This window comes from Gordonia paraffinivorans, from assembly GCF_900683595.1.
Lineage (GTDB): Bacteria > Actinomycetota > Actinomycetes > Mycobacteriales > Mycobacteriaceae > Gordonia > Gordonia paraffinivorans.
The window spans coordinates 230,085-254,618 of the sequence record NZ_CAACYD010000006.1 but is presented as its reverse complement, the minus strand read 5'-3'; the positions used below and the strand labels follow the sequence as shown (position 1 = coordinate 254,618).

The window sequence follows — 24,534 nt, the reverse complement described above, 5'->3', positions numbered from 1 at the left end:
CTGGGTGCATGACAGGCATATCGTCGGCTGATCCCGCGGTGCGCGAGTTCCTCGCCGCCGGGACGAGGACCGGTCACCTGGGTTACCTCGCATCGGACGGACGGCCCCTCGTGGCACCGGTCTGGTTCGTCGTCGACGGGGACCGGCTCGCCTTCAACACCGGCGCAACGACCGCCAAAGGGCGTGCCCTGCTGCGTGATCCGCGGGTCGTGCTGTCCGTGGACCTGCCGGAACCGCCCTACGCGTTCGTGCAGGTGCAGGGTCGCGCGGTGGTGACCGACGAACTCACCGAGGTGCGTCGCATTGCCACGCTGTGCGGCGCGCGGTACATGGGCGCCGACCGCGCAGAGGAGTTCGGCTCCCGCAACGGCGTGCCCGGGGAGCTCGCGGTGTGGATCGAACCGACGAAGGTGATCGCCGAGCTCGACGTGACGCAATGAGGGCCGGCCCCGGATAGCCGCGGCCCCGCCTGCGCGACGACGGTTCGGGCAACCCCGGCGACCGCCGGAACCTTCATCGGAGCACTGTGCGTCCTCCTCGCCTCCGCGATAGTGTTGCCCACACCGTGGCGACGCGGATGGCCGCTCGGAACCGCCCGTGCCGGAGCGGCCGGAGGGGAGCCCAGTGAGCGCAACGATTCGAGCACGTCTGGCCGCTGCCGCGGTGGCCGCCGCGGCAGCCGTGTCGGTCCTCGGCACCGGCCACGCCGCCGCGCTGCCGCGCACACCCGACGACACCCCGATGTGCGCGGGTGCCGGCAAGCCGCGCACCGTCCTCGCCGAGCCTGCGGCGTTCGAGGCGGTCGCCTTCGATACGTCCCGCCGCATGCTGGTCAGCGACGTCCTCGGCAACCGGCTGGTCGGGGTCGACCGTCCGGGTGCCGCGCCGCGCAAGGTCGCGACGGTCCGGGCGCCCCGAGGTATCGCACCGCTGCCCGACGGCCGGGTGCTGGTCGGGTCGGGAAGCGGCCCGACCGCGCTCCTCGCCCCGGACGCCGCATCACTGGCGACCGTCGACCCGCGGACCGGAGCGAGCAGGGGGTATGCGCACGGCTTGTCGATGGCCTACGGCGTGGTCCGCTCGTCCGACGGCACGGTCTACGCTTCGAGCGCGGTCGCGCCCGCGATCGACCGCGTCGGGCCGGATCGCAGGGTGTCGCGCGGCTGGTATCACGCCACCACCGGCAACGGGCTGGCCCTGTCCGCCGACGGAAAGACGCTGTACGCCAACGTGTCCGTCCCGGACACCCGGGTGCTCGCCATCGACACCGCGACCGGCGCCGCCCGGACGTACTTCCGGCCGCCGGCCGGCCTCGACTGGGTGTTCTTCGACGACCTCGACATCGACGCGGCCGGCAACCTGTACGCGCCGCTCTACCTCGGCGGCCAGGTGTGGCGCATCGGACGTGACGGCTCCCACTGCGCGCTCGCCAAGGGATTGACCACTCCCGCCGGCATCTCGGTCGGCCCCTCGGAGGCGGGCTTCCCGGCCACCAGCGTCTTCGTGACCACCCACGCGGGTTCGGTGGTCGAGATCCCGCGCGCGGTCCCGGCTACGCGCTGACCGTCGCCGGGACCGAGGCAGATCTCGGGCCGTCTCACCGAGTCCCCGGCGCAGTAGAGTTCGGGGCGTGCGCCACGGCATCTGCATCCTGCCCGACCTGACCTGGTCCGAGTCGCGACCCCGCTGGGTGCTCGCCGAGGAGATGGGCTTCGACCACGCCTGGACCTATGACCACCTGGTGTGGGGCCGGATGCCGGACTCCCGGTGGTCGGCGTGCGTGCCACTGCTGACCGCCGCGGCGGTGGTGACCGACCGCATCGGGCTCGGCGCCTTCGTGGTCTCCCCGAACTTCCGTCACCCGGTGGCCTTCTCGCGAGAGGTCGAGACCCTTGTCGACATCTCCGACGGCCGGTTCCTGCTGGGACTCGGCGCGGGCGGGACCCCGGACGACCTCGTGCTGGGGCAGGACCCGCTCACCCCGGGGCAGAAGGTCGACCGGTTCCGGGAGTTCGTCGGACTCCTCGACCGGACGCTGGAGTCCGACCACGTCGACGCCGACGGCGAGTACTACCGGGCACGGGACATGCGCCTCGGGCGGGGTTCGGTACGGCAGCGGGTCCCGTTCATCCTCGCGGGCAACGGTCCGCGCTCGATCCGCTTCGCCGCGCGCACCGGCGAGGCATGGGCGACCACCGGCTCGCCCGCGAAGACCATCGACGAGTGGTTCACCACGATCGGGCGTTGCGTCGAGATACTCGACGAGGAACTCGCGCGGCACCCGGGGCGGCGGATCGACCGTTACCTGCATCTCGACGCCGCGCCGCGCAGCTCGATGGAGAGCGTGGGCCTGTTCGACGAGATGGTGGGGCGGGCAGCCGAACTCGGGTTCACCGATGTGATCGCGTGCTGGCCCCGCGACGACGAGCCGTACCGGGCCTCGACGGACGTCCTCGAGGCGATCGCCGAGCGGGGGCTGTCATCGGGGGCCTGAGGTCCCGAACCGCCGGCCGGGTGCGCCGGTGCGGCCGTGCGTCGGACCCGGTGCCGCGTCAGGTGCCGAATCCTCGTAGGAGCCCGATATAGGGCTTCGGTCGCGGCGCGGCGAACTCTCCCGACGCGGTGGAGGTCCGGGCGCCCATCGCGGCCAGCGCCGACAACATGCCGACCCCGGCGGCGACACCGTCGATCACCGGAGCACCTATCCGGTCGCCGATGGTGCGGGCGAGGTCGGCCATCCCCGCACAGCCGAGCACGATGACGTCCGATCCGTCGGCGAGCAGCGCCTCGCGGCAGGCCTTGGTGAGGATCTCGGCGGTGTGCGGGTTGGACTCGAGCTCCAGGACCGGGATCTCGCACGCGTGTATGCCCAGGCACTGGCGGGTGAAACCGTAGTGGCGCACCAGATCCTCGGCACGGCCGACGGTGCGTCCGAGGGTCGTGACGATGGAGAAGCCTCGGCCCAGCGGAGCGGCTAGATGGAACGCGGCCTCCGCGATGCCGAGGACCGGGGCGCCGGCCACCTCGCGCGCCGCGTCGAGACCCGGGTCGCCGAAACAGGCCAGGAGATACCCGTGCGCGCCGGGGTCGTCCGAGATGGCCTGGAGTACACCGGGTACCGCGAGGGCCTCGTCGTAATGACTCTCGATGGAGGCGGGTCCGGTGGGCGAGGTGACCGCGGTGATGTCGGTGTCGGGCCGCGCGACGGATCGCGCGGCCCGGGAGATCACCGCGGTCATCTCCCCCGAGGTGTTGGGGTTGATGACGCAGAGTCGCATCAGCTGCTCACCGTCTCCTCGCCGGTGGAGGTGACGGCGGGCTCGGCATCCGGCACGTCGACGACGATCTCGCCGGCGGCGTCGACCTCGATGTCGGTGGTGATCCGCGCCTCGACGGAGGCGTCGTGGATCAGGTGCGTCGGAACGACTTTCATCCCGATCCAGTACACCGCCGCGCCGAGTGCCGCGCCGATGAACCAGGTGAAGCTGGCCTGATAGGCGGTGCCGAAGATGACCACGCAGATCGGCGCGATGGAGGCGACGACGGTGGCGCCCACGGCGACCGGGTTCCAGCCGTTGCGGTACCAGTAGGCGCCCTCGGGCCTCATGGTGAACAGGTCGTCGACGACGATCTTCTGCTTCTTGACGAGGTAGAAATCGGCGATGAGGATGCCGAACAGCGGGCCGATGACCGCGCCGAGGGTGTCCATCGTGTAGTGGATGGCCGTCGGGTTGTTGAAGAGGTTCCACGGCGTGATCAGCACCGAGCCGACCGCCGCGATCATCCCGCCGGTGCGCCAGCTGATCTTGGTGGGCGCGACATTCGAGAAGTCGAAGGCGGGCGAGACGAAGTTGGCGACGATGTTGATGCCGATGGTCGCGATGGCGAAGGTCAGCACGCCGAGGACCGCGGCGGTGGTGTTGTCGATCTTGTCGACGATGTGCACCGGGTCGGTGATGATGTTGCCGTCGTCGTCGGTGCCGATCACGGTGACGGCCGCCGACACCGTGCACACGACGAGCAGCGAGAAGAACAGGAAGTTGACCGGCAGGCCCCAGAAGTTGCCCTTCTTCACCTCCCCGAAGGTCTTGCCGTAGCGCGAGAAGTCGCCGAAGTTGAGCATCGGACCGGAGAAGTACGAGACCACCAGGGCGAAGGCGCTGATCATCATGGTGATCGACGACCAGCCCGACAGCCCCTCTCCCACGGAGAGGTCGAGGCTGACGTTGCCCCACCCGGCCTTGGCGACCAGGTACGCCGCGAGCGCGAGCATCACGACGTAGACGGCGGGGCCGCAGAAGTCGATGAACTTGCGGATGGTCTCCATGCCGTTCCAGAAGACGAAGGCCTGCAGGACCCACATCAGGATGAACCCGGCCCAGCCGAGTGCGGACAGCCCGAGGAAGCCGTGCTCCTCGACGTCACCCCACGGTGCGAGACCCGGCCAGAACTTCAGGGCGAGCAGGCCGAAGGCCACCGAGGCGAGGTAGGTCTGGATGCCGTACCAGACCACCGCGATGGAGCCGCGGATGATGGCGGGGATGTTGGCGCCCTTGACGCCGAAGGAGATCCGCGTCGTCACCGGGTAGGGGACGCCGGCGATCTGCGAGGGCTTCGCGACGAGGTTGCACAGGATGTTGACGGCGACGATGCCGACCACGAGGGCGACGAGCACCTGCCAGGCGGCGATGCCCAGCGCGAACAGGCTGCCCGCGAAGACGTAGCCGCCGACGCTGTGCACATCGGACATCCAGAAGGCGAAGATGTTGTACCACGTCCACTTCTGTTCCTTGAGTGGCGCGAGGTCCTGATTGGTGAGCCGCTCGTCGTAGCCGGCCTTGATGACGCTTTCGCCTGCGGCGCCGTGGTGTGACGACACCGTGTCGGGGGTGGGTGAATCGGACATGTGGTCTCCCGGTTTGTCGCACAGCTCGTGGTCTTTCCGCATCCCAGGTGCGGAAACGCTGTTGCGACAAAGCTAGGAACGCTGTGTTACCCCGTGATGACGCCGGAGATATATTCCGCGCGGAACGCCCGCGGTCAGTCGTGGAGCACGTCGAGGCGGGCGGCCGTCTCGACAATGGCGGTCTCCAGGCGCCGATGGTGCCGCCGTGCGACCTCGAGCACGGCGGCGGTGTCGCGCGCGTCGAACGCGTCGAGCAGCGCCTCGTGGTCGGCGTTGAGCGCGGCCTGCGTCCGGCCGTCGACCGACCGCATCGCCTGGAACGGTTCGGTGAGGTTCCAGGTCGCCTCGAACATGTTGAGCAGTCGGGGCATCCCGCAGGGGACGACCAGCGCGCGGTGGAACTCGCGGGAGACGTCGTGGAAGGCCTTGCCGTCGTTGTACTTCACGGCCACGAGGAGCTCCTGGTGGCGTTCGCGGGCCGCACGCAGGGTGACGGCGTCGATCCGCTCGACCGACTGCGCCAACGCGGCCTGCTCGAGGGTTCCGCGGACGAAGTAGATCTCGCGCAGCTCCTCGGTGGACAGCTGGCTGACGCGATACCCCGCATTCCGCCGGTGGACGACGAGTCCCTCGCCGACGAGCGTCTTGAGCGCCTCGCGGACCGGGATCGGGCTGACGCCGAACGCGCCGGCGATCTCCGCCGGCGGGATCTGGGTGCCGGGCGGCGCGCCGCCGGAGAGGATGAGCCGCCGCAGCTCCTCGAGGACGTTGGCGCGTGTGTGTTCGGGGTGCGGGTCTCGGCCAGTTGTGCGAGCAGACGATTGGCCATGCGTCTGCTCATCGCATCACCGGCCCACGGCTCGGGTGACGGGCGATCCACTCCGCGACGGCCTCGGTGAGCCGATGCTGGTTGTGCCGCTTGACGATCTCGTGACCCTCGTCGTCGAACATCAGCATCTCGGCGACCGCGCCGCGCGCCTGGAGCTCGGCGACGATCTGCTGCGACTCGCTCACCGGCACGTTCGTGTCATGGGCGCCGTGCACCACCAGCAGCGGCGCCCGGACCTGGTCGATGCGGTGGATGGGGGAGAGGTCGGCGAGCAGCTCGCGATCGGACTCGGGGTGTCCGTACTTGGTGTAGGCGGCGACCGCGATCCACGGCTCGGTGTTGCGGAAGAACGATTCGAGGTCGCTCATGCCGCAGATGGCTATCCCGGCGGCGAACAGGTCGGGATGGAAGGTCAGCGACGCCAGTGTCAGGTAGCCGCCGTAGGAGCGTCCCGACACGTACACGCGGTCCGGGTCGGCAAGCCCCTGACGGCACAGGAAGATCGCGCAGTCGGCGGCGTCGTCGATCCCCGCATAGCGGCCGTAGCGGTCGTCGGCGTGCGAGAACAGCCGCCCGTAGCCCGACGACCCGCGGACGTTGGGGGCGAACACGGTGATCCCGGCGTCGACCAGCGGGCCGAACAGGAACTGGTAGTCGGGACGCGTCTGTCCCTCGGGGCCGCCGTGGAAGTAGAGAAGCGTCGGTCCGGGCTTCGCACCGGAAACCCGTTGTCGCGCTGGGCGATAGAGCCATCCCGACAGCGGCATGCCGTCACGCGCGAAGAACTCGAGCAGTTCCGGGTGGAGCTGGCTCGACGGGCCCTCGCCGGCGACCACGTCGTCGCGGACCGGGATCACCTCGCGACCGGCGACGTCGACCAGATGGACCAGCGGCGAGTGTTGGGGGCTCGACACGGTGACGCTCACGACCGACCCGGCGGCGCTGATGGACAGCTCCGAGGCCACCTCGCCGGGCAGCTCGATCGGCGGGTGGAGGGTCTGGTCGGGCAGGGTGAGGATCTGCAACTCGCTGCGGCCGTTGACGTTCCACAGCAGCGCCACGGTGGACTGGTCGTGGCTGACGGCGAACTCGTCGAGGCCGATGTCGACGCGCTGGGCCAACACGCGGAACCGGATGCCGAACTTGCTGGCCTCGACGCCGAGCAGGCGCGGGAACTTCGCGTCGAAGTCGCTGCGTACCAGGGCCTGGACGCTGTCGAGGTCGCGGAGCGCTTCGTTCGGCGCGGGCACGAAGACGAGCGAGGGGTGGTCGAAACCCTGGTCGAGGATGTAGCCCTGGTCGGTGACCGCGCCGGGGTCCTGGGGGAGCAGCGGCGTCATCGTCACGTCGTCGTCGGGGGCGTCGGGCCGGCGCCGGATGAGGATCATGTCGTGGTAGCCGCGCGGGCCGACGCGCAGGAGCGTCGCACCCTTCCAGGAGTCGATCAGCTCGCTGCCCACGCGCACGTCGAGGGTCTGGGTGGTCTGGGTGCCGGGATGGACGCGCAGTGCGTGCGTCGTGCCGTCGTTGTCGATGGCGGTCAGCAGGACCCAGTCGGTGTCCCAGCCGACGAGGCGCACCGTGCCGTACGAGCGTCCGTCGGGGCGGGTCGCGGCGATGCGGTGGGAGGCGTCGTCGTCGGGGTCGGTGGTGACCACCCACACCTGATGGTGCTCGCCGCCGCTGGGAGCGAGCTCCACGGCCAGCCAACGGCTGTCGTTGGAGTGGACGATCTTGCGCACCGGACCGGTGGAGGGCAGCTTCACCCAGCGCAGTTCGCCGACACCGGAGCGCGAGAGGGACCGCTGCGCGGCCCGCGGGTACCCCGTGCCGTCGTCGACGATGTAGGCGAATGCACGTCCGTCCGGCGACAGCGACGCCCCGTATGTCTTCCAGCCGCGGTCGTCGAAGCGAAGCGGCAACGTGACGCCGCCCGCGCCCCCGGCAGCCGCGCCGGACGGTGTCGGCGTCGTGTCCTCGGTGGTCTCGATGGTCACCGCGTGGTCTTCTCTTCCATCGTCTGCAGCCACATCTCGAGCAGCGCCACCTGCCACAGCTCGTTGCCGTCGAGGCGCGTGCGGATGCCGTTGGGGTCGGCGAACAGCTTCTCGAGCGTCTCGGGCCGGTACAGGCCGCGGTCGATCGCGGCCTGCGACCGCAGGGTGTCGGCGACGAGGTCGAGGACGCCGCCCTCGAGGTGCCGGATGCCGGGCACCGGGAAGTACCCCTTCGTCCGGTCGATCACCGCCGACGGCAGCAACGCGCGGCTGGCCTCCTTGAGCACGCCCTTGCCGCCGTGGGCGAGTTTGAGATCGGCCGGACAGGTCGCGGCGAGTTCGACGAAGTCGTGGTCGAGGAACGGCACGCGCGCCTCGAGTCCCCAGGCCATCGTCATGTTGTCGACGCGTTTGACCGGGTCGTCGACGAGCATGACGGTGGTGTCGAGGCGCAGTGCCGCGTCGACCGAGGTCGCCGCGCCGGGCGCCGACTGGTGGGCCTGCGCGAACGCGAGACTCGGGTCGTAGCCTGCCTCGACGAGGTATTCGTCGGCGAGGATCTCGCGGATCGCGGCGTCGTCCCGGTCGAAGAACACGTCCGCGTAGGCGCGGGTCGTGCGGTCGCGGGGCACGCCCCGCAGCGGGGGATACCAGCTGTAGCCGCCGAGGATCTCGTCGGCGCCCTGCCCGGACTGGACCACCTTGATGGACTTGCTGACCTCCTGCGACAGCAGATAGAAGGCGACACAGTCGTGGCTGACCATGGGTTCGGCCATCGCAGCCACGGTGTCGGGGATGGCGGGCAGCAGGCGGTCGGTGCCGATGTGGATCTTGTGGTGGTCGGTGGCGAAGGTGTCGGCGATCAGATCCGAGTAGGCGTATTCGTCCCCGGACTCGCCGGCCGCCGAATCGAACCCGATGCTGAAGGTGGCCAGGTCTGTCTGTCCCTGTTCGGCGAGGAGCGCCACGACGAGCGACGAGTCGACGCCGCCGGACAGCAGCACGCCGACCGGGACGTCGGCCACCATGCGCCGCCGCACCGACGTGCGCAGGGAGTCGAGGAGTTCGGCGTGCCACCGCTGCTCGTCCCAGTCGGCGCGGTCGGGGTGCGGGGCGAACGTGGGTTCCCAATACCTGCGCTCGGTGCGCCGGCCGTCGGGGTGGACGGTCATCACCGTCGCCGGCGGGAGCTTGCGGATGCCGTTGTAGATGGTGTGCGGTGCCGGGACCACCGCGTGGAAGCTGAAGTAGTGGTGCAGCGCGACGCGATCGATCGAGGTGTCGATGTCGCCGCCCCGCAGCAGGGCCTGCACCGACGACGCGAAGCGGAGGCGCCCGGGGGTGTCGGCGAGGTACAGCGGCTTCACACCCAGGCGGTCGCGGCCGAGCGTGACCACGCCGGTGTCGGTGTCGACGATCGCGAAGGCGAACATCCCGATGAAGTGGTCGACGCAGTCCGGTCCCCAGGCGTGGAAGGCCTTGAGGATCACCTCGCTGTCGGCATGGGAGAAGAAGCGGTAACCCTTCCCCTCGAGCTCGGCCCGTAGCTCGTGGTGGTTGTAGACGCAGCCGTTGAAGACCAGCGCCAGCCCGAGCTCCGGGTCGATCATCGGCTGGCTGCCCCGGTCGGTGAGGTCGATGATCTTCAGCCGACGGTGCCCGAGTGCCACGGCGCCCTTGGCGAACACACCGGAGCCGTCGGGCCCGCGGCGGGTCATCTCACAGGTCATCGCGTCGACCGCGGCGACGTCCGGCACCCCACCGTCGAAGCGGACCTCGCCGCAGATTCCGCACATGATGTCAGTCCTCCCGATCGGTGGCGTCCGGCCGAACGGTTCGGTGGCTTCGACCCGTCCTACATCGATACTGCCGCACTCCAGGGGTGGACCCCGCCGGCTTCGCCCGCCCGGAACTGCTCGCCTCGAGTCGGGGAGTGTCGCCGACGGATGTCATCACACAGCCTAGGAGGGTTCGGCCTGCTCGGCAGGGCGAGAGACCTCACCCGATCGGCGGGCGGAGACCCGCTCGGATGGCTACGATCTCCGCGTCGGACGGAGAAACATGTTCACACAGCTGAAGAAGTTCGTCGGCGCGATCACCGCTGCGGTCACCGGGGTCCTGATCGCCACGTCCGCGGTTCCTGCCGCGGCATCCGCTGCGCCGCAGGGTTATGCGCCCGGTCCCGGTTGCGTATGGCAGCTGATGTCCAACAGCACCGACCTCAACGTCGCCTTCCCCGATGCCGACGCCACCTACTGGGTGCTGCCGTACGCGCTGGGGCCGGGGGACTCGATCCGACTGTCCGGCACCTATCCGTCGGCCCGGTACTTCTCGCTCAACACCTACGGGACGGACTTCGACACCGTCGACACGCTGCGCGACAACCAGATCCGCCCCGACGCCGGGAGCGTCAACCCGTTCGCGGCTCCGGTCGGGCAGGTCCCGCCGGCGCAGCGCCGCTGGCACGCGACGGTCGTGCCCGGCGCCGCCGACCACTCGCGCAACGAGATCCGCGGACTCCCCGCAAGCGGACAGAACGCGCCGATCGGCTTCCTCATCATCCGCGTGTACGTGCCCGACGACCCGAACTCGCCGAACGGCGGCGTCCCGCTGCCGTCGGTCACCTTCTCGATCGCGGGTCAGACCATCCCCGCCCAGCCGTGCGCGACGCCGTTCAACCCGGGCGACTACAACGGCCCGATCGCGGAGGCCATGAAAAAGGTCTTCGACGACGCGATCGAGGGCGCCGCGTCGGGTGCCTTCCCGGGCAACTCGCCGGAGGCGACGTTCGTGAACCCGGCCAGCACGTCAGGGCTGTTCCCGAACGGCGACAACAAGTACATCGGCTCGCTGCTGCGGTACCAACCGGGCCGCGTCGCGGTGATCCGCGGCAAGGCACCCACCTACCCGGACACCCGGGCCGGGGTCTCGCCGGCCGCACCCGGCAAGCAGCTGCGGTACTGGTCGATGTGCCAGAACGACAAGGCCTCGCCGTACCCGGTCGTGGCCTGCGCCTCCGACGACCGGACGAATGTCGACGCCTCGGGCCATTACACCTATGTGGTCGCCGCGCCGTCGGATCTGACCGCAGCCCAGGCCGCAGACACCGATCTCACGGTCATCCCGTGGGGTGCGACCGGCGTCGACAAGGTGGTGTTCCTGCGCAACATGCTGCCGTCGTCGAAGTTCTATCCGAATAGTGTCCAGGCGTCGCAGGCGACCGGGGCCGACCCGGTGAAGACGATGGGCGACTACTACCCGCGCGCGACGTACTGCGCTGTGGAGACGCTCCGGAGCGCGGGCTGGCAGGCCTGCTACTCGTAGGGGCTGCAGTGTCCGGATACCCCTGGCATGGGTCATCGCCTCCGCGGTCGGGACGGTGACCCGGCGCCGGCGGGAGGGCTGGCGAGACGGGCTGCACCGCTACCTGCGCGTCACCCACGTGGTGATGTCGCAGTGCACGACCTCGGTTCCCGTGGTGTCGGTGATGCTGACCGACACCACGACGTCGGTGCCCTCGGTGATCGCGTCGAAGTCGACGGACTCGGCGAGACGTGCCTCGGCGGTCAGCCGCGTGGTCGCCTTCGCGAGATAGCGGGTGTCCATCGCCTTCGGGATCCAGCGGTGCGTCGACGGCGTCGTCGCCTCCATCAGCACACCCATCGCCGTCTCGGCGAGGTTGCACGCGGCGATGGCGTGGAAGGTGCCGATGTGGTTGTGGACGCCGATCCACTTGGGTGCGGTCACCTTGGCGTATCCCGGCTCCATCGCGCGGACGAGGGGCAGCACGGTCCCGAAATAGGGGGCCTTGGCGACGAGGCCGAGCGAGAACAGCACGTCCCCGACGAGGTTGTCGGGCAGCTTCTTGCGCAGGGCGTAGGTGGAGCTCGCGGAGGTCATGGACGGATCTTACTCCGCGGTCAGTTCGGGTCGCCGTCGCGCTCATCCGATCCGTACGCGCTCACGCAGACCGGGTGAGCGGGTGCGGAACCGATGAGCGATGATCGGAGGGTTGGTGGACGTGCCCGGCGACTGTGACGAGGTCGGATTTGAGTCTGCGCCGGTCGGTGTTGCATACTTGTCGGGTTGCCTTGACCGGTAGACGCAGGTTGTCGGATGAAGATGACCCCGCGGACGCCGTCAGGTGAATGACTCCCAGGCCCGGTTAACGGGGATGGGCGTGTAACGCGTGCAATCGATGAGGTTCACGGACACGACACGCCCGACCGCGGGTGCCGGAGCAAACCGGTTCGTACCAGCGACGAACCAACGTACAACGACAGATGAACAGCGTCGATTGCCGAATCTCACACGGCGGTCATGTGCTCAGCCGGCGAGAGCCTGCCCCTGATCACGCGGTGTTTGTCTGTCGAGAACAACTGACGGAAGAGGACACAGCGTGGCGGGACAGAAGATCCGCATCAGGCTCAAGGCCTACGACCACGAGGCGATCGACGCTTCGGCGCGCAAGATCGTGGAGACCGTGACCCGTACGGGTGCACGCGTCGTCGGCCCGGTGCCGTTGCCCACCGAGAAGAACGTGTACTGCGTCATCCGTTCGCCGCACAAGTACAAGGACAGCCGCGAACACTTCGAGATGCGTACCCACAAGCGACTCATCGACATCCTCGACCCGACCCCGAAGACGGTCGACGCGCTGATGCGCATCGATCTGCCGGCAAGTGTCGACGTCAACATCCAGTAGGACGGGGGCGAGAATAAACATGAGCAATCAGAGTTCGACCAAGGGCATCCTGGGCACCAAGCTCGGCATGACCCAGGTCTTCGACGAGAACAATCGCGTCGTCCCGGTCACTGTCATCCAGGCCGGCCCGAACGTGATCACCCAGCTCCGTACGCAGGAGAAGGACGGCTACACCGCCGTTCAGATCGCCTACGGCGCCATCGACCCCCGCAAGGTGACCAAGCCGGTCGCCGGCCAGTTCGCGAAGGCCGGGGTCACCCCGCGTCGCCACCTGGCCGAGATCCGCGTCAACGACGTCAGCGAGTTCGAGGTCGGTCAGGAACTGACCGCCGAGATCTTCGCCGACGGCGCGCTGGTCGACGTCACCGGCACCTCCAAGGGCAAGGGCTTCGCCGGCGCCATGAAGCGCCACGGCTTCGCCGGCCTGGGCGCCAGCCACGGCGCCCACCGCGTGCACCGCGCACCGGGCTCGATCGGTGGCTGCGCCACCCCGGGCCGCGTGTTCAAGGGCATGCGCATGGCCGGCCGCATGGGTAACGACAAGGTGACCACGCAGAACCTCACCGTCCACAAGGTGGACGCCGAGGCCGGCCTGCTGCTGATCAAGGGTGCTGTCCCTGGTCGCAAGGGCGGCATCGTCGTGGTTCGCGACGCAGTGAAGGGTGGTGCGAAGTGAGCACCGAGACCGCAACCAAGCTGACGCTGGACGTCAAGACCCCGGAGGGCAAGACCAACGGCACCGTTGATCTCCCCGCCGAGCTGTTCGACGCTCCGGCCAACATCGCGCTGATGCACCAGGTCGTCGTGGCCCAGCAGGCCGCGGCTCGCCAGGGCACGCACGCGACCAAGACCCGCGGCGACGTCCGCGGTGGTGGCGCCAAGCCGTACCGCCAGAAGGGCACCGGCCGCGCTCGCCAGGGCTCGACCCGTGCGCCGCAGTTCACCGGCGGTGGCACCGTCCACGGCCCGCAGCCGCGTGACTACAGCCAGCGCACCCCCAAGAAGATGAAGGCCGCCGCGCTCCGGGGTGCGCTGAGCGATCGCGCTCGCAACGAGCGCATCCACGTGATCACCGAGCTGGTCCCGGGCCAGGTCCCGTCGACCAAGACCGCTCGCCAGTTCCTGGAGAGCCTCTCGGATCGCCGCAAGTTCCTCGTCGTCCTGTCCCGTGAGGACCTGACCGCGTGGAAGAGCGTCGCGAACCTGCAGAACGTGCTGCCGATCGCTCCCGACCAGCTCAACACCTACGACGTCCTCGACTCGGACGACGTGGTGTTCAGCGTCGAGACGCTCAACGCCTTCATCGCCCAGAACACGGCGGATGCCAAGGCTGCCGTCGAGAAGACTGCAGAGGAGGCCTGACATGACGACTGTTGCCGACCCGCGCGACATCATCCTGGCGCCCGTGATCTCCGAGAAGTCCTACGGACTCATGGAGGACAACGTCTACACCTTCCTGGTGCACCCGGAGTCCAACAAGACCGAGATCAAGATCGCCGTCGAGAAGATCTTCGGTGTGAAGGTTGCCAGCGTCAACACCGCCAACCGTCAGGGCAAGCGCAAGCGCACCCGCACCGGCTACGGCCGTCGCAAGGCCACCAAGCGCGCCATCGTGTCGCTGACCGCCGACAGCAAGCCCATCGAGATCTTCGGAGGCTCGGTCAGCTGACCGGGGCTTCAGAGAAGGACTGAGACTCATGGCTATTCGTAAGTACAAGCCGACGACCCCGGGTCGTCGCGGGGCCAGCGGCTCCGATTTCGCCGAGGTCACCCGTGACCATCCGGAGAAGTCGCTGGTGCGTCCGCTGCACGGGCGCGGTGGCCGTAACGCCCACGGCCGCATCACCACCCGTCACAAGGGTGGCGGCCACAAGCGTGCCTACCGTCTGATCGACTTCCGTCGTCACGACAAGGACGGCATCAACGCCAAGGTCGCTCACATCGAGTACGACCCCAACCGCACCGCGCGCATCGCGCTGCTGCACTACGTCGACGGCGAGAAGCGCTACATCATCGCGCCGAAGGGTCTGAAGCAGGGCGACGTCGTCGAGAGCGGCCCGACCGCCGACATCAAGCCCGGCAACAACCTGCCGCTGCGCAACATCCCGACCGGTACTCAGATCCACGCCGTGGAGCTGCGCCCGGGCGGCGGCGCGAAGATGGCCCGCTCGGCCGGCGCGTCGATCCAGCTGCTCGGCAAGGAGGGCTCCTACGCCAGCCTGCGTATGCCGTCCGGTGAGATCCGTCGCGTCGACGTGCGCTGCCGCGCCACCGTCGGCGAGGTCGGCAACGCCGAGCAGAGCAACATCAACTGGGGCAAGGCCGGCCGCATGCGCTGGAAGGGCAAGCGCCCGACCGTCCGCGGTGTCGTGATGAACCCGGTCGACCACCCGCATGGTGGTGGTGAGGGCAAGACCTCCGGTGGTCGCCACCCGGTCTCGCCGTGGGGCAAGCCCGAGGGCCGCACCCGCAAGAACAAGGCCAGCGACAAGCTGATCGTCCGCCGCCGTCGTACCGGCAAGAACAAGCGATAAACAGGAGGAGGTAAAAGAATGCCACGCAGCCTCAAGAAGGGCCCGTTCGTCGACGACCACCTCCTGAAGAAGGTGGACGCGCAGAACGAAAAGGGCACCAAGCAGGTCATCAAGACCTGGTCCCGTCGTTCGACCATCATCCCCGACTTCATCGGTCACACCTTCGCCGTCCACGACGGCCGCAAGCACGTGCCGGTGTTCGTCTCGGAGTCGATGGTCGGGCACAAGCTGGGCGAGTTCGCCCCCACCCGCACCTTCAAGGGTCACATCAAGGATGACCGGAAAGCGAAGCGCCGCTGATGACTACGCAGACCGATAATCCGACCGCCAAGGCCACCGCACGCTTCGTTCGCGTCACGCCGATGAAGGCCCGCCGCGTGCTGGACCTCATCCGCGGCAAGAACGTGGACGAGGCCCTCGACATCCTGCGGTTCGCCCCGCAGTCGGCGTCCGAGCCCGTGTACAAGGTGCTGGCCAGCGCTGTCGCCAACGCCGAGAACAACCAGGACCTGGACCGCCGGACCCTGGTCGTCGCCACCGCGTTCGCCGACGAGGGCCCGACCCTCAAGCGCTTCCAGCCCCGTGCCCAGGGACGCGCTTTCCGCATCCGCAAGCGCACCAGCCACATCACCGTGGTCGTGGAGAGCCGGCCGGAGAAGGCAGGTGCCGGCCGTGGCCGTGCGCGTCAGCCGAAGAAGAAGGGAGCCTGACAGTGGGCCAGAAAATCAACCCGCACGGCTTCCGTCTGGGCATCACCACCGACTGGAAGTCGCGGTGGTACGCCGACAAGCAGTACGCGGAGTACGTCAAGGAAGATGTCGCCATCCGCAAGCTCCTGTCCACCGGACTCGAGCGCGCCGGCATCGCCAAGGTGGAGATCGAGCGCACCCGTGACCGGGTCCGCGTCGACATCCACACCGCACGCCCCGGCATCGTCATCGGTCGCCGTGGCGCCGAGGCCGACCGCATCCGCGGTGACCTGGAGAAGCTGACCGGTAAGCAGGTCCAGCTGAACATCCTCGAGGTCAAGAACGCCGAGTCCGAGGCCCAGCTGGTGGCCCAGGGCGTCGCCGAGCAGCTGAGCAACCGTGTGGCCTTCCGCCGCGCGATGCGCAAGGCGATCCAGTCGGCGATGCGGCAGCCGAACGTGAAGGGCATCCGGGTCCAGTGCTCGGGTCGCCTCGGCGGCGCAGAGATGAGCCGCAGTGAGTTCTACCGCGAGGGACGCGTGCCGCTGCACACGCTGCGCGCCGACATCGACTACGGACTCTACGAAGCCAAGACCACCTTCGGCCGCATCGGTGTGAAGGTGTGGATCTACAAGGGCGACATCGTCGGTGGACGTCGCGAGCTGGCCGCGGCCGCTCCGGCAGCCGAGGATCGCCGTCCCCGCCGGCCCAGCCGGCCCCGGCGTAGCGGTGCCTCGGGCACCACTGCGACGAGCACCGACGCCGCTCGCGCGGCCGAGAGCGCTCCCGCCGAGGCCACCGCTGGTGCGGCTGAGAAGCAGGAGGGCTAGGCCATGTTGATCCCACGTCGGGTCAAGCACCGCAAGCAGCATCACCCCAACCTCAAGGGGCAGGCCAAGGGCGGCACCAAGGTGACGTTCGGCGATTACGGCATCCAGGCTCTGGAGGGCGCGTACATCACCAACCGTCAGATCGAGTCCGCTCGTATCGCGATCAACCGGCACATCAAGCGTGGCGGCAAGGTCTGGATCAACATCTTCCCGGACCGCCCGCTCACCAAGAAGCCGGCCGAAACCCGCATGGGTTCGGGTAAGGGTTCGCCCGAGTGGTGGGTCGCCCCGGTCAAGCCGGGTCGCGTGCTGTTCGAGATGACCTACCCGAACGAGGAGATTGCTCGCGAGGCCCTGCGCCGCGCACAGCACAAGCTCCCCATCAAGACCAGGATCGTGACCAGAGAGGAGCAGTTCTGATGGCACTCGGAGTTGCTGCGGCCGAGCTCCGCGAGCTCAGTGACGCTGATCTGGTCGACCGCCTGAAAGAGTCGAAGGAAGAACTGTTCAACCTTCGGTTCCAGATGGCCACCGGCCAGCTCGACAACAATCGTCGCCTGCGTACCGTGCGTCGCGAGATCGCGCGTATCTACACCGTGATGCGCGAGCGCGAGCTGGGCCTGGCGTCCGGACCGGATGGTGATGATGCATGAGTGAGGACCAGAAGGTGACCGAAAACCAGACCGCTGAGCGCGGCCGCCGCAAGGAGCGGATCGGCTACGTGGTCAGCGACAAGATGCAGAAGACCATCGTGGTCGAGCTGGAAGATCGCAAGCGCCACGCGCTGTACAACAAGATCATCCGGACCACCAGCAAGGTCAAGGCACACGACGAGAACGGCGATGCCGGCGTCGGTGACCGCGTGCGGATCATGGAGACCCGCCCGCTGTCGGCGACCAAGCACTGGCGCCTCGTCGAGGTGCTGGAGAAGGCCAAGTAGGCCTCTCCTGCACGCGAGAACTCCAAAGGCCCGTTCCCTTACGAGGGGACGGGCCTTTGGCGATCTGACGCTCGTCTGTCGTCCTGGGTGATGGGTGGTCGGTCGACGCTACTTGAAGGGTTTGAGTTGCGGAGTCTTAGGCCTGTCTGTGCGGGCAGCGGGAGCGTTCAGGCCGAGATGTTGGTTCACTACGCCGGGCTCGTAAACGAGACTATGTATAGGATTCGACCATGCAGATAACGCTGGTAATTCCTTGTTACAACGAGGAGAGTGCTATCGGTCCATGCCTCGATGCTGTAGTGGCACAGACTCGGCAGTTCGACGAAATTCTGGTGGTGGATAACAACAGCACTGATGGGACTCGGGCTGTCGTCGAGCAATATGTCGATAAGTTGCCAATCCGAGTGTTGAGTGAGTCTCGTCAGGGGGTGGCGTGGGCCAGTCAGCACGGGTACGACATGGCGTGTGGCGACGTGATCGCACGTATAGACGCGGACACCCGTATGGAACGATCCTGGGCGGCTGTAGTCGAGGAGTATCTGTCCACCCATTCTGAGATTGATGGTGTAGGAGGATTCTGTTGGTTCTATGACATGTCGTTTCTAAGTATGCGAAAAGGCGCCTTTGCGCGAGCGGAAAAGTTCGGCGCTGAATCATCGGGTCCGCGTCGAATGTTGGGTGGGAACAACATGGCGATTCGGAGATCGGCGTGGGTGGCTGCCAAGACTTGTGTGAAGAATCTTCCCGGGACCCACGAAGATATCGATCTTACTTATGCACTTCTCGATACAGGGAGTCGGTTAAGTAGTTTGCCGGGAATGCTGGTTGGTCTTTCTCCGCGCCGGTATATGGTGTCTCCGAAATCGCTCCTACGTGAAATGGTCGCCGTGCTTCGTACACAGCATGCGCATGGGCGTCAGAAGGATGCGATCATGTATGCAGTGTTCATGCCTTTCAACTTGGTTGTGGCTTCTGTGTTGGGTCTCGTCGCACGTCGTGGGGATGCGTCCAGGGAGGACCGAGTTTCGCCGGTAACCAGATAGTCGTTACCGCGGATTAGCCTTACGTCTGTGCGCAGTATGTGGGTAAAGGTCGACCTGATGCCGGGTGCTGGCCGCGATGCGTGTTGTCTTTAATGGGTTGTGGGGAGAACGTGTCCGCAGGACGGACACGTTCTTAACGGTGATAGACGAGTCGGTTCGGTGCAACCTTCGAGGATCGCAAGAAGCTTACTAACGCTGTCAACGGCGGCTGAAAACTGACCCTTTATCGACGGTTGAATTTTGACCCCCTTGTGGTGTGGTTACTGGTCGGTGTTGACGAGTTGTCGTCGGGTTTTGGTGCGGTAGGAGTCGCCGTCGATGGTGATGACCTCGGCGTGGTGGACGAGTCGGTCGATGAGCGCGGCGGCCACAACGTCGTCGGCGAAGACTTCGCCCCAGCGACCGAAGGGCATGTTCGAGGTGATCAGCACCGAACCTTGTTCGTAGCGGCTGGCGATGAGTTGGAAGAACAGGTTCGCGGTGTCTGAGTCGAACGGCAGGTAGCCGATTTCGTCGATGATGAGCAGTCGGTAGCGGCGGAGCCGTTTGAGTTCGTGGGCTAGGCGACCGGTGGCGTGTGCTTCGGTGAGGCGGGTGGCCCATCCGGTGGCGGTGTCAAAGAGTACCGGGTAGGCGTTGTGGGCAGCTTTGATGCCGAGCGCGATGGCGAGATGGGTTTTGCCTACTCCTGGTGGTCCGAGCAGGATGACGTTGTCGTTCTTGGCGATCCAGGTGCTGGTGGCCAGGTGGGCGATCACGTCACGACGCAGGCCGGGGACGTGGTCGAAGGTGAAGTCCTCAAGGGTTTTGATCGCCGGGAACCGGGCGCCACTGATCCGTAGAGCGGTGCCGTTGGCTTCGCGTTCACTGACTTGACGATCGAGGATCGCGGAAAGGTATTGCTCGTGGGTCCAGTTCTCGGCGCGTGCCAGCTCAGCCAGCTCGGCCCAGCAGCGGCGGATGGTGGGCATCTTCAACGCCCGTGCGGCGAACTCGATATGTTTGCCGATCGAATTGTCAGACATGGTGTTTCATCCTTCAGTGATAGTGGATGCGGTGGGTGTGAGTCCGCCTGGTGGCGGGGTGGCGAAGTGCACCCCGAACAGGTCGTCGTAGTCGGGTAGCGCTCTGATGGGCACCTCGTGGCCGTCGGGGTGGGTGCGTACGCGCGCGGCATTGCGGGCCCGGTTCTGCAGCTGTTGGTTGCGGTAGTCGCGGCGCAATTCTTTAGCCGCCCGCACGTGCTGTGCGTCGGCGATGGTGACGTGGTTGGCCCAGCTGCGGTCATGGTCGGCGACGGTGACCTCGCCGCACGCGATCCGCACCCGGTGTAGATCGGCGGTGATGTCGACAAACCGGCCGATCACTGAGGGGTGCACCGAGTAGTCGTTGCCGGCCACGCGCACGTAGTAGTCGCGGCCCAGCCGCACCCGAGTGCTCAACCCGACTTGTGGTGCGCTCGGCGGCAGCGTCGCCATCTGCGCCAGGTCCTCGGTGAGCACGTCACAGGGGCGTCGATCACCAATCGAGCGCACCACCCGGGTGTTGGCGTAATCGGCCAGCCAACGATCGAACTGGGCGGTGAAGTCGGCTGGCGAGGCGAAATGGCGGCCCGGCAGAAATGAGGTCTCGAAGAACCGGTTGTTGCGTTCGACCATGCCCTTGTATTCGGGATCGCACGGTGGTGCCAGCTCGAGTCGAGTGGGGGGTGTCAGATGGTCTGTGTAAGTCCGGTGCTCATCAGTGAGAGGAAGATCTATGAGCATGGCGTTAGACGACAAGCAGCAGGGCCACGACGACGAGCAGTTGCCTGAACTGGCCGAGCCGCGCTCGACCGCGGAAGTCGCCGAGGCATTACAGGCCTCGGGCATGGTCGATGAGCTGCTCGCCCAGATCGATACCGGCCAGGTCCAGATCACCGGCGAAGGCGGGTTGATCCCAGGTCTGATCAAACTGGCCCTCGAACGCGGTCTGAAGGCCGAGCTGACCGATCACCTCGGCTATGCCAAGGGCGATCCGGCCGGGCGGGAGTTGCCCAACGCCCGTAACGGGTCGAGTCCGAAAACGGTGGCCTCGGAGGCCGGGCCGGTCGAGCTGAACATTCCTCGTGACCGTGACGGCACGTTCACCCCGCGGCTGGTCCCGAAGGGCTCGCGCCGCCTCGGCGGCCTCGACGACATCATCATCTCGCTGTATGCCGGCGGCATGACGTTGCGCGACATTCAACACCATTTGGCCTCCACGATCGGCACCGATCTCTCGCACGAGACGATCTCGAAGATCTGCGACGAGGTCCTCGACGCGGTCGATGAATGGCAGAACCGGCCGCTGGAGCCGTTGTATCCCGTCATCTACCTTGACGCCCTGGTAGTGAAGGTCAAAGACGGCGCCCATGTCCGAAATAAGCACGCCCACATTGCTATTGGCGTCGATATGGCCGGCGTCAAGCATGTGCTGGGAATCTGGATACAGGCCGAGGAAGGCGCCAAGTTCTGGGCCGGGGTGTGTGCGAATCTGGCCAACCGCGGCGTCAAGGACGTGCTGATCGTGTGCTGTGACGGGCTCACCGGATTCCCCGAAGCGATCGAGGCGACTTGGCCGCTGGCCACGGTGCAAACCTGTGTGGTGCATCTGATCCGCAACTCGATGCGGTTCGTGAACTACAAAGACCGCAAAGACGTCGCTCGGGCGATTAAACCGATCTACACCGCCCTCGATGCCGAGACCGCCCGCCGCGAGTGGGAAGCCTTCCGCGACTCGGAACTAGGCGCCAAATATCCGAGTGCGGCAATGGCTTTCGACCGAGCCTGGGATCGGTTCATCCCCTTCCTGGCATTCCCGCCCGAGCTGCGCAAAGTCATCTACACCACCAACTCGATCGAGTCGCTGAACTACCAGCTCCGCAAGGTCATCAAGAACCGCGGACATTTCCCCAACGACATCGCGGTCCGCAAACTGCTGTGGCTGGCCATCTGCGACATCGAAGACAAACGAGCCGCTCAACGCCTCAAAGAACGCGGGACCAGGCGGTCACAGCCCCGTAAGGCCCTCGGACGACTGGTCGAGGGACAGGTCGTCACCAACTGGAAGCAGGCCCTCGGACAGCTCGCTCTGGCCTACCCCGACCGGATCGAACCGCACCTCGGCTAAACCCACCGACCACAAGAAAATCAGGAGTCACGTTCTTACACAAACATCTTGACAAGCTCGTCGAGTGCCCAGACTGCCCACGAATCCTGCCGCCAGCGCCGTGGGCTTGCCCTTGCCGCCGATCGCGGATTCGCGGTCCCACACCAGCTTGCGGGTCACCGCACCCAGCTGCGACAGCAGCAACCACATCCCGGCGAGGATGTCTCCGCCCTGGCGGGAGGGGATCATCACCGCCGAGCGGTACCGGGAGAACGCCAACGTCATCACCAACACCGGCAACATCGACAACTGGTTGTGGCCCACCGGGATTCGGTAGTCGGGGAACCACAGATCCCATTGCGAGCACCCGCCGGGTTGATAGATCACCCGATCAGCGGGATCCACCCCGCGGAACTCCGGGCGAATCACCCGCACCCGATCCTTGAGGACCGTCAACGACCTCGACCACCCAATCCGCTGTGCGATCACCGTCGCCGGCATCGTCGGATACTCCCGCAACAACGCGCGGATCTGCGGTTCGAACGCATCCACCGCCGACCCCTTCGACGGCCGCGAGTAGCTCGGGGCCGTATCTGAGGCCAACGCCGCCCGGACCGTATTTCGCGCCACCCCCAACCGACGCGCGATCTCCTTGATCGGCACACCCTCGCTGCGATGCAAACGGCGGATCTCCGCCCACTGCTCCACTGAAATCACCCTCCTAACAAGACGGGGGGTCAAAATTCACCCGTCGTCAGGGGGGTCAGTTTTCAGGCGTCGTCAACAAACGCAGGCGCCGCGAGAGGAGGAATCTTTGAATGGAACACGGTCACTTGCGCACCGACTACAACAATGTCGCAGAGCGTATTCAATTGCTGTGATAAAACGGTCCGTCAAAGAAAGCATGTACGCTCCGCGCTCAAGCCGGTGGCGGGGTACGCACGCGGGTCGGCAGAAGTCGCTGGAGTGTAGGAAACCGAGCTGGCAACGATACCTGCACCATGAGCTTGCGCCAGGTGGAGAGGTGTCTGCTCCGGATGAGATCCGAACGTGGCGCTGTTGATCACGATGGCCACACGGCGCGTTGGTGGCGTGTTCGGCCGTCTCTCCAGAGGACTGATTCTGCTGAACTCGGTGCGAGTGTTGGCGTGATGTCTTTGTCTACACCAGTGCCGAGTAGGGGATCTGCCTCGCCGGCATCGGTCCGAGGCATCGCCGGGATCGGGCCGCAGCGGCCGGGCCCCGTTCGACGCCTGCTTCGTCGCGCATTCGAATCCGGCTCGGAGGAGCCCAACCTCGACCACGTGCGTCGTGTCGGCGCGCGTTTCCTGGGGCTCGGATTCATCGGGTACCCGATCGTCTCTCCGGCGGCGATTGCGATGTCGTCGGAGATCACCGCGGGCTGGTGGGTTCCGTTGAGCATCGTGATGTCGGTGGTTCCCGGCCTGATGCTCGTCGTCGCGAGCTTCCGGAGTGGTACCCGCTGGCTCGGTCCTCTGGCAATCGGCACCTGGTGTGCGTACCTCGGCACGGTCGGTCTGTGGTTCCTCGCATGGGACGGCTCGACTCTGAGCGACTCCGCAGGTAACGCGCAATGGATGATCGCCTTCTGCGGTATGCCCAGCATGGTTCTGATGCTCGTCCACCCGGGCCTTGCTGCGCTGAGCCTCCTCACGTCGTCCGGGCTCGCCCACGTGTCGTCGCAGATGGGCCGTTTCGGTCATCTGACGGCCGACCTGCCGTTCGAGGTCCTGTGGTCGTTCGTCTTCACATCGGTGTTCCTGGCGGTCGTCCTGGTCGCCATCAGAACGGGGCGGACGCTCGACGAGACCCAGGAGGACACGTACCGCTCCGCGGCCAACGCGGCCGCCGCGACCGCGAGGGAGGCCGAGAAGGCGCGGTTCGACGCGATCGTTCACGACCGGGTGATCGCCTCACTGCTGGCGGTGCGGACGGGACGGCCCGACGAGAGGCTCGCCGAGCAGGCGCGGTCGGCCCTCGACGAACTCGAGTGTGTGCCCGACCGGTATGACGCTGCGCCGGTCTCGGCGTCGGAGGCCCTGCGGCGCATCCGCTCGGCGGCGGCCGGGATATCCGAGCGCATCGACCTCCAGGTGGTCGCGATCGAGTCCCCAGGGGAAGCCGGCGACCATGTCGAATATCCCTTCGACGTTGTCGCAGCGATCGTCGAGGCGATGAGCGAGGCCCTGCGCAACGTGATGCGGCATGCCGGGCGCGGCGCCGACTGCGGCGTGATCGTCCAGTTGGCTCCAGACGCGCTCAATATGGCGGTCGTGGACAACGGAGAGGGATTCGATCCGGAAGCGATCGGGCCCGGACGACTGGGGATCGCCGTCAGCATCCGCGGGCGGATGGCTCGCGTCGACGGCGGGCACGCCCAGATCAGCAGTCACCCGGGTCGGGGCACCACCGTCCAGATCGGTTGGACGCGGCCGTGACCGAGATGCCCGGCGGCCGGTGTCCTGACCGCGTAGACGGCCGGGAGGCCGTTCCCAACGTCTTCGGGATCGGGTCTCGCCCGTTGTGGGTGACCATGGCACTGTTCTTCTGCGGCTACCTGGTGGTCATGTCCTGTGCGAACGCCGGGACGACCGATTTCTGGACGTGGGTCGGTGCGCTCATCGGGGTCGGGTTCTTCATGGTCGCCGCGGGGCTCATTCTCGGTGCACCCGGTGACCCGATGCCGATGCGGACGACGCTGGTCGTGGCGACGCTCGCGATCGCGGGCGTCGCGGTCTCGTTGTTCTCGCTCCCGTCGCCGCTGACCCACGTCATGCAGACCGGGCCGTCGATCGCGCATCGGTGATCATCCTGGCGTTCACGGCCGTCCGCGGACGACCGTTGGCAGCGTGGGCGGGGAGTGCGGCCATCTCGCTGGTCGCCACGGTATGGGGTCACGTCGCCGGCCAGG

26 protein-coding genes and 3 pseudogenes are annotated in these 24,534 nt (G+C 66.9%); 20 read left to right on the top strand and 9 right to left on the bottom strand.

Annotated features, from left to right (window positions below; genetic code table 11):
* Window positions 1-8 precede the first annotated feature (8 nt).
* The 3 genes from E1P53_RS07995 to E1P53_RS07985 all read left to right on the top strand — a co-directional run bounded on the left by E1P53_RS07995 (window position 9) and on the right by E1P53_RS07985 (window position 2,494).
* Window positions 9-440, top strand: coding sequence for a PPOX class F420-dependent oxidoreductase (locus tag E1P53_RS07995; RefSeq protein ID WP_040526410.1), 432 nt, complete (start codon window positions 9-11; stop codon window positions 438-440).
* A 184-nt stretch (window positions 441-624) separates the two neighbouring features.
* Window positions 625-1,563 carry an SMP-30/gluconolactonase/LRE family protein gene (locus E1P53_RS07990; RefSeq protein WP_244941141.1) on the top strand — a complete coding sequence of 313 codons (939 nt, stop codon included), beginning with the start codon at window positions 625-627 and terminating at the stop codon, window positions 1,561-1,563.
* 67 nt (window positions 1,564-1,630) lie between these two features.
* Complete coding sequence (locus E1P53_RS07985; protein WP_131733957.1) at window positions 1,631-2,494, top strand: LLM class flavin-dependent oxidoreductase; 864 nt, start codon at window positions 1,631-1,633, stop codon at window positions 2,492-2,494.
* A 58-nt stretch (window positions 2,495-2,552) separates the two neighbouring features.
* On the opposite strand, the gene E1P53_RS07980 is transcribed toward E1P53_RS07985, so the two are convergent.
* The 5 genes and pseudogenes from E1P53_RS07980 to E1P53_RS07960 form a co-directional block, all read right to left on the bottom strand.
* The gene (locus tag E1P53_RS07980; RefSeq protein ID WP_131733956.1) at window positions 2,553-3,278 is read right to left on the bottom strand and encodes an aspartate/glutamate racemase family protein; all 726 of its coding nucleotides are present in this window, start codon (window positions 3,276-3,278) and stop codon (window positions 2,553-2,555) included.
* Window positions 3,278-4,906: an NCS1 family nucleobase:cation symporter-1 gene (locus E1P53_RS07975; protein WP_131733955.1), complete on the bottom strand. Its 1,629-nt coding sequence runs from the start codon at window positions 4,904-4,906 to the stop codon at window positions 3,278-3,280. The genes E1P53_RS07980 and E1P53_RS07975 overlap by 1 nt, the downstream gene beginning before the upstream one ends.
* A gap of 134 nt (window positions 4,907-5,040) precedes the next feature.
* Window positions 5,041-5,735, bottom strand: a pseudogene (locus tag E1P53_RS07970) (GntR family transcriptional regulator).
* 8 nt (window positions 5,736-5,743) lie between these two features.
* Window positions 5,744-7,657, bottom strand: a complete 1,914-nt coding sequence (locus E1P53_RS07965; protein ID WP_131734519.1) for an alpha/beta hydrolase family protein — start codon at window positions 7,655-7,657, stop codon at window positions 5,744-5,746.
* Between the two features lie 71 nt (window positions 7,658-7,728).
* Window positions 7,729-9,528 carry an N-acetylglutaminylglutamine amidotransferase gene (locus tag E1P53_RS07960; protein ID WP_109237601.1) on the bottom strand — a complete coding sequence of 600 codons (1,800 nt, stop codon included), beginning with the start codon at window positions 9,526-9,528 and terminating at the stop codon, window positions 7,729-7,731.
* 265 nt (window positions 9,529-9,793) lie between these two features.
* Here E1P53_RS07960 and E1P53_RS07955 point away from each other — a divergent pair, with 265 nt between their 5' ends.
* Window positions 9,794-11,056: a hypothetical protein gene (locus E1P53_RS07955; protein WP_131733954.1), complete on the top strand. Its 1,263-nt coding sequence runs from the start codon at window positions 9,794-9,796 to the stop codon at window positions 11,054-11,056.
* A 99-nt stretch (window positions 11,057-11,155) separates the two neighbouring features.
* On the opposite strand, the gene E1P53_RS07950 is transcribed toward E1P53_RS07955, so the two are convergent.
* Window positions 11,156-11,632 (bottom strand): hotdog fold domain-containing protein, encoded by a 477-nt coding sequence (locus tag E1P53_RS07950; RefSeq protein ID WP_131733953.1) that lies wholly within the window; start codon window positions 11,630-11,632, stop codon window positions 11,156-11,158.
* Between the two features lie 499 nt (window positions 11,633-12,131).
* On the opposite strand from E1P53_RS07950, the gene rpsJ reads away from it, so the two are divergent.
* The 12 genes from rpsJ to E1P53_RS07890 all read left to right on the top strand — a co-directional run bounded on the left by rpsJ (window position 12,132) and on the right by E1P53_RS07890 (window position 18,473).
* Entirely contained in the window at window positions 12,132-12,437 is a 306-nt protein-coding gene (gene rpsJ, locus E1P53_RS07945) for a 30S ribosomal protein S10 (RefSeq protein ID WP_003938093.1), read from the top strand.
* A 19-nt stretch (window positions 12,438-12,456) separates the two neighbouring features.
* Complete coding sequence (gene rplC / locus E1P53_RS07940) at window positions 12,457-13,113, top strand: 50S ribosomal protein L3 (RefSeq protein WP_109237599.1); 657 nt, start codon at window positions 12,457-12,459, stop codon at window positions 13,111-13,113.
* On the top strand, window positions 13,110-13,799 hold the full coding sequence (gene rplD, locus E1P53_RS07935; RefSeq protein WP_040526433.1) for a 50S ribosomal protein L4: 690 nt from the start codon (window positions 13,110-13,112) through the stop codon (window positions 13,797-13,799). The genes rplC and rplD overlap by 4 nt, the downstream gene beginning before the upstream one ends.
* 1 nt (window position 13,800) lies before the next feature.
* Window positions 13,801-14,106 carry a 50S ribosomal protein L23 gene (gene rplW / locus E1P53_RS07930; protein ID WP_006899368.1) on the top strand — a complete coding sequence of 102 codons (306 nt, stop codon included), beginning with the start codon at window positions 13,801-13,803 and terminating at the stop codon, window positions 14,104-14,106.
* A 28-nt stretch (window positions 14,107-14,134) separates the two neighbouring features.
* Window positions 14,135-14,971: a 50S ribosomal protein L2 gene (gene rplB / locus E1P53_RS07925; protein WP_131733952.1), complete on the top strand. Its 837-nt coding sequence runs from the start codon at window positions 14,135-14,137 to the stop codon at window positions 14,969-14,971.
* Window positions 14,972-14,989: 18 nt separating this feature from the next.
* Window positions 14,990-15,271 (top strand): 30S ribosomal protein S19, encoded by a 282-nt coding sequence (rpsS, locus tag E1P53_RS07920; protein WP_006899370.1) that lies wholly within the window; start codon window positions 14,990-14,992, stop codon window positions 15,269-15,271.
* Window positions 15,271-15,681, top strand: a complete 411-nt coding sequence (rplV, locus tag E1P53_RS07915) for a 50S ribosomal protein L22 (protein ID WP_006899371.1) — start codon at window positions 15,271-15,273, stop codon at window positions 15,679-15,681. Before rpsS ends, rplV begins: the two co-directional genes overlap by 1 nt.
* A gap of 2 nt (window positions 15,682-15,683) precedes the next feature.
* On the top strand, window positions 15,684-16,490 hold the full coding sequence (rpsC, locus tag E1P53_RS07910; protein ID WP_006899372.1) for a 30S ribosomal protein S3: 807 nt from the start codon (window positions 15,684-15,686) through the stop codon (window positions 16,488-16,490).
* 3 nt (window positions 16,491-16,493) lie between these two features.
* Window positions 16,494-16,910, top strand: a complete 417-nt coding sequence (gene rplP, locus E1P53_RS07905) for a 50S ribosomal protein L16 (protein ID WP_131733951.1) — start codon at window positions 16,494-16,496, stop codon at window positions 16,908-16,910.
* On the top strand, window positions 16,910-17,143 hold the full coding sequence (gene rpmC / locus E1P53_RS07900; protein ID WP_006899373.1) for a 50S ribosomal protein L29: 234 nt from the start codon (window positions 16,910-16,912) through the stop codon (window positions 17,141-17,143). Before rplP ends, rpmC begins: the two co-directional genes overlap by 1 nt.
* Window positions 17,140-17,430 carry a 30S ribosomal protein S17 gene (gene rpsQ, locus E1P53_RS07895; protein WP_006899374.1) on the top strand — a complete coding sequence of 97 codons (291 nt, stop codon included), beginning with the start codon at window positions 17,140-17,142 and terminating at the stop codon, window positions 17,428-17,430. Before rpmC ends, rpsQ begins: the two co-directional genes overlap by 4 nt.
* Before the next feature lie 230 nt (window positions 17,431-17,660).
* Entirely contained in the window at window positions 17,661-18,473 is an 813-nt protein-coding gene (locus E1P53_RS07890; protein WP_109237598.1) for a glycosyltransferase family A protein, read from the top strand.
* 260 nt (window positions 18,474-18,733) lie between these two features.
* On the opposite strand, the gene istB is transcribed toward E1P53_RS07890, so the two are convergent.
* Both istB and E1P53_RS07880 read right to left on the bottom strand, forming a co-directional pair.
* A complete protein-coding gene (gene istB / locus E1P53_RS07885; RefSeq protein WP_131733950.1) occupies window positions 18,734-19,498 on the bottom strand; it encodes an IS21-like element helper ATPase IstB in 765 nt (254 codons plus the stop codon).
* 6 nt (window positions 19,499-19,504) lie between these two features.
* A complete protein-coding gene (locus tag E1P53_RS07880) occupies window positions 19,505-20,239 on the bottom strand; it encodes a Mu transposase domain-containing protein (protein WP_244941140.1) in 735 nt (244 codons plus the stop codon).
* Here E1P53_RS07880 and E1P53_RS07875 point away from each other — a divergent pair.
* Window positions 20,232-21,623: an IS256 family transposase gene (locus tag E1P53_RS07875; protein WP_131733218.1), complete on the top strand. Its 1,392-nt coding sequence runs from the start codon at window positions 20,232-20,234 to the stop codon at window positions 21,621-21,623. The two genes, E1P53_RS07880 and E1P53_RS07875, sit on opposite strands and share 8 nt — an antisense overlap.
* Window positions 21,624-21,683: 60 nt before the next feature.
* On the opposite strand, the pseudogene E1P53_RS07870 reads toward E1P53_RS07875, so the two are convergent.
* Window positions 21,684-22,319: pseudogene (locus tag E1P53_RS07870) on the bottom strand (helix-turn-helix domain-containing protein); the annotation flags it as partial.
* Window positions 22,320-22,906: 587 nt separating this feature from the next.
* Here E1P53_RS07870 and E1P53_RS07865 point away from each other — a divergent pair.
* The 3 genes and pseudogenes from E1P53_RS07865 to E1P53_RS21195 form a co-directional block, all read left to right on the top strand.
* Window positions 22,907-24,061 carry a sensor histidine kinase gene (locus tag E1P53_RS07865; protein ID WP_244941139.1) on the top strand — a complete coding sequence of 385 codons (1,155 nt, stop codon included), beginning with the start codon at window positions 22,907-22,909 and terminating at the stop codon, window positions 24,059-24,061.
* A gap of 89 nt (window positions 24,062-24,150) precedes the next feature.
* Complete coding sequence (locus E1P53_RS07860; RefSeq protein WP_131733949.1) at window positions 24,151-24,429, top strand: DUF8320 family protein; 279 nt, start codon at window positions 24,151-24,153, stop codon at window positions 24,427-24,429.
* Window positions 24,426-24,533 (top strand): annotated as a pseudogene (locus tag E1P53_RS21195) (DUF8320 family protein); the annotation flags it as partial. The gene E1P53_RS07860 and the pseudogene E1P53_RS21195, both read left to right, overlap by 4 nt.
* Window position 24,534: the final 1 nt, after the last annotated feature.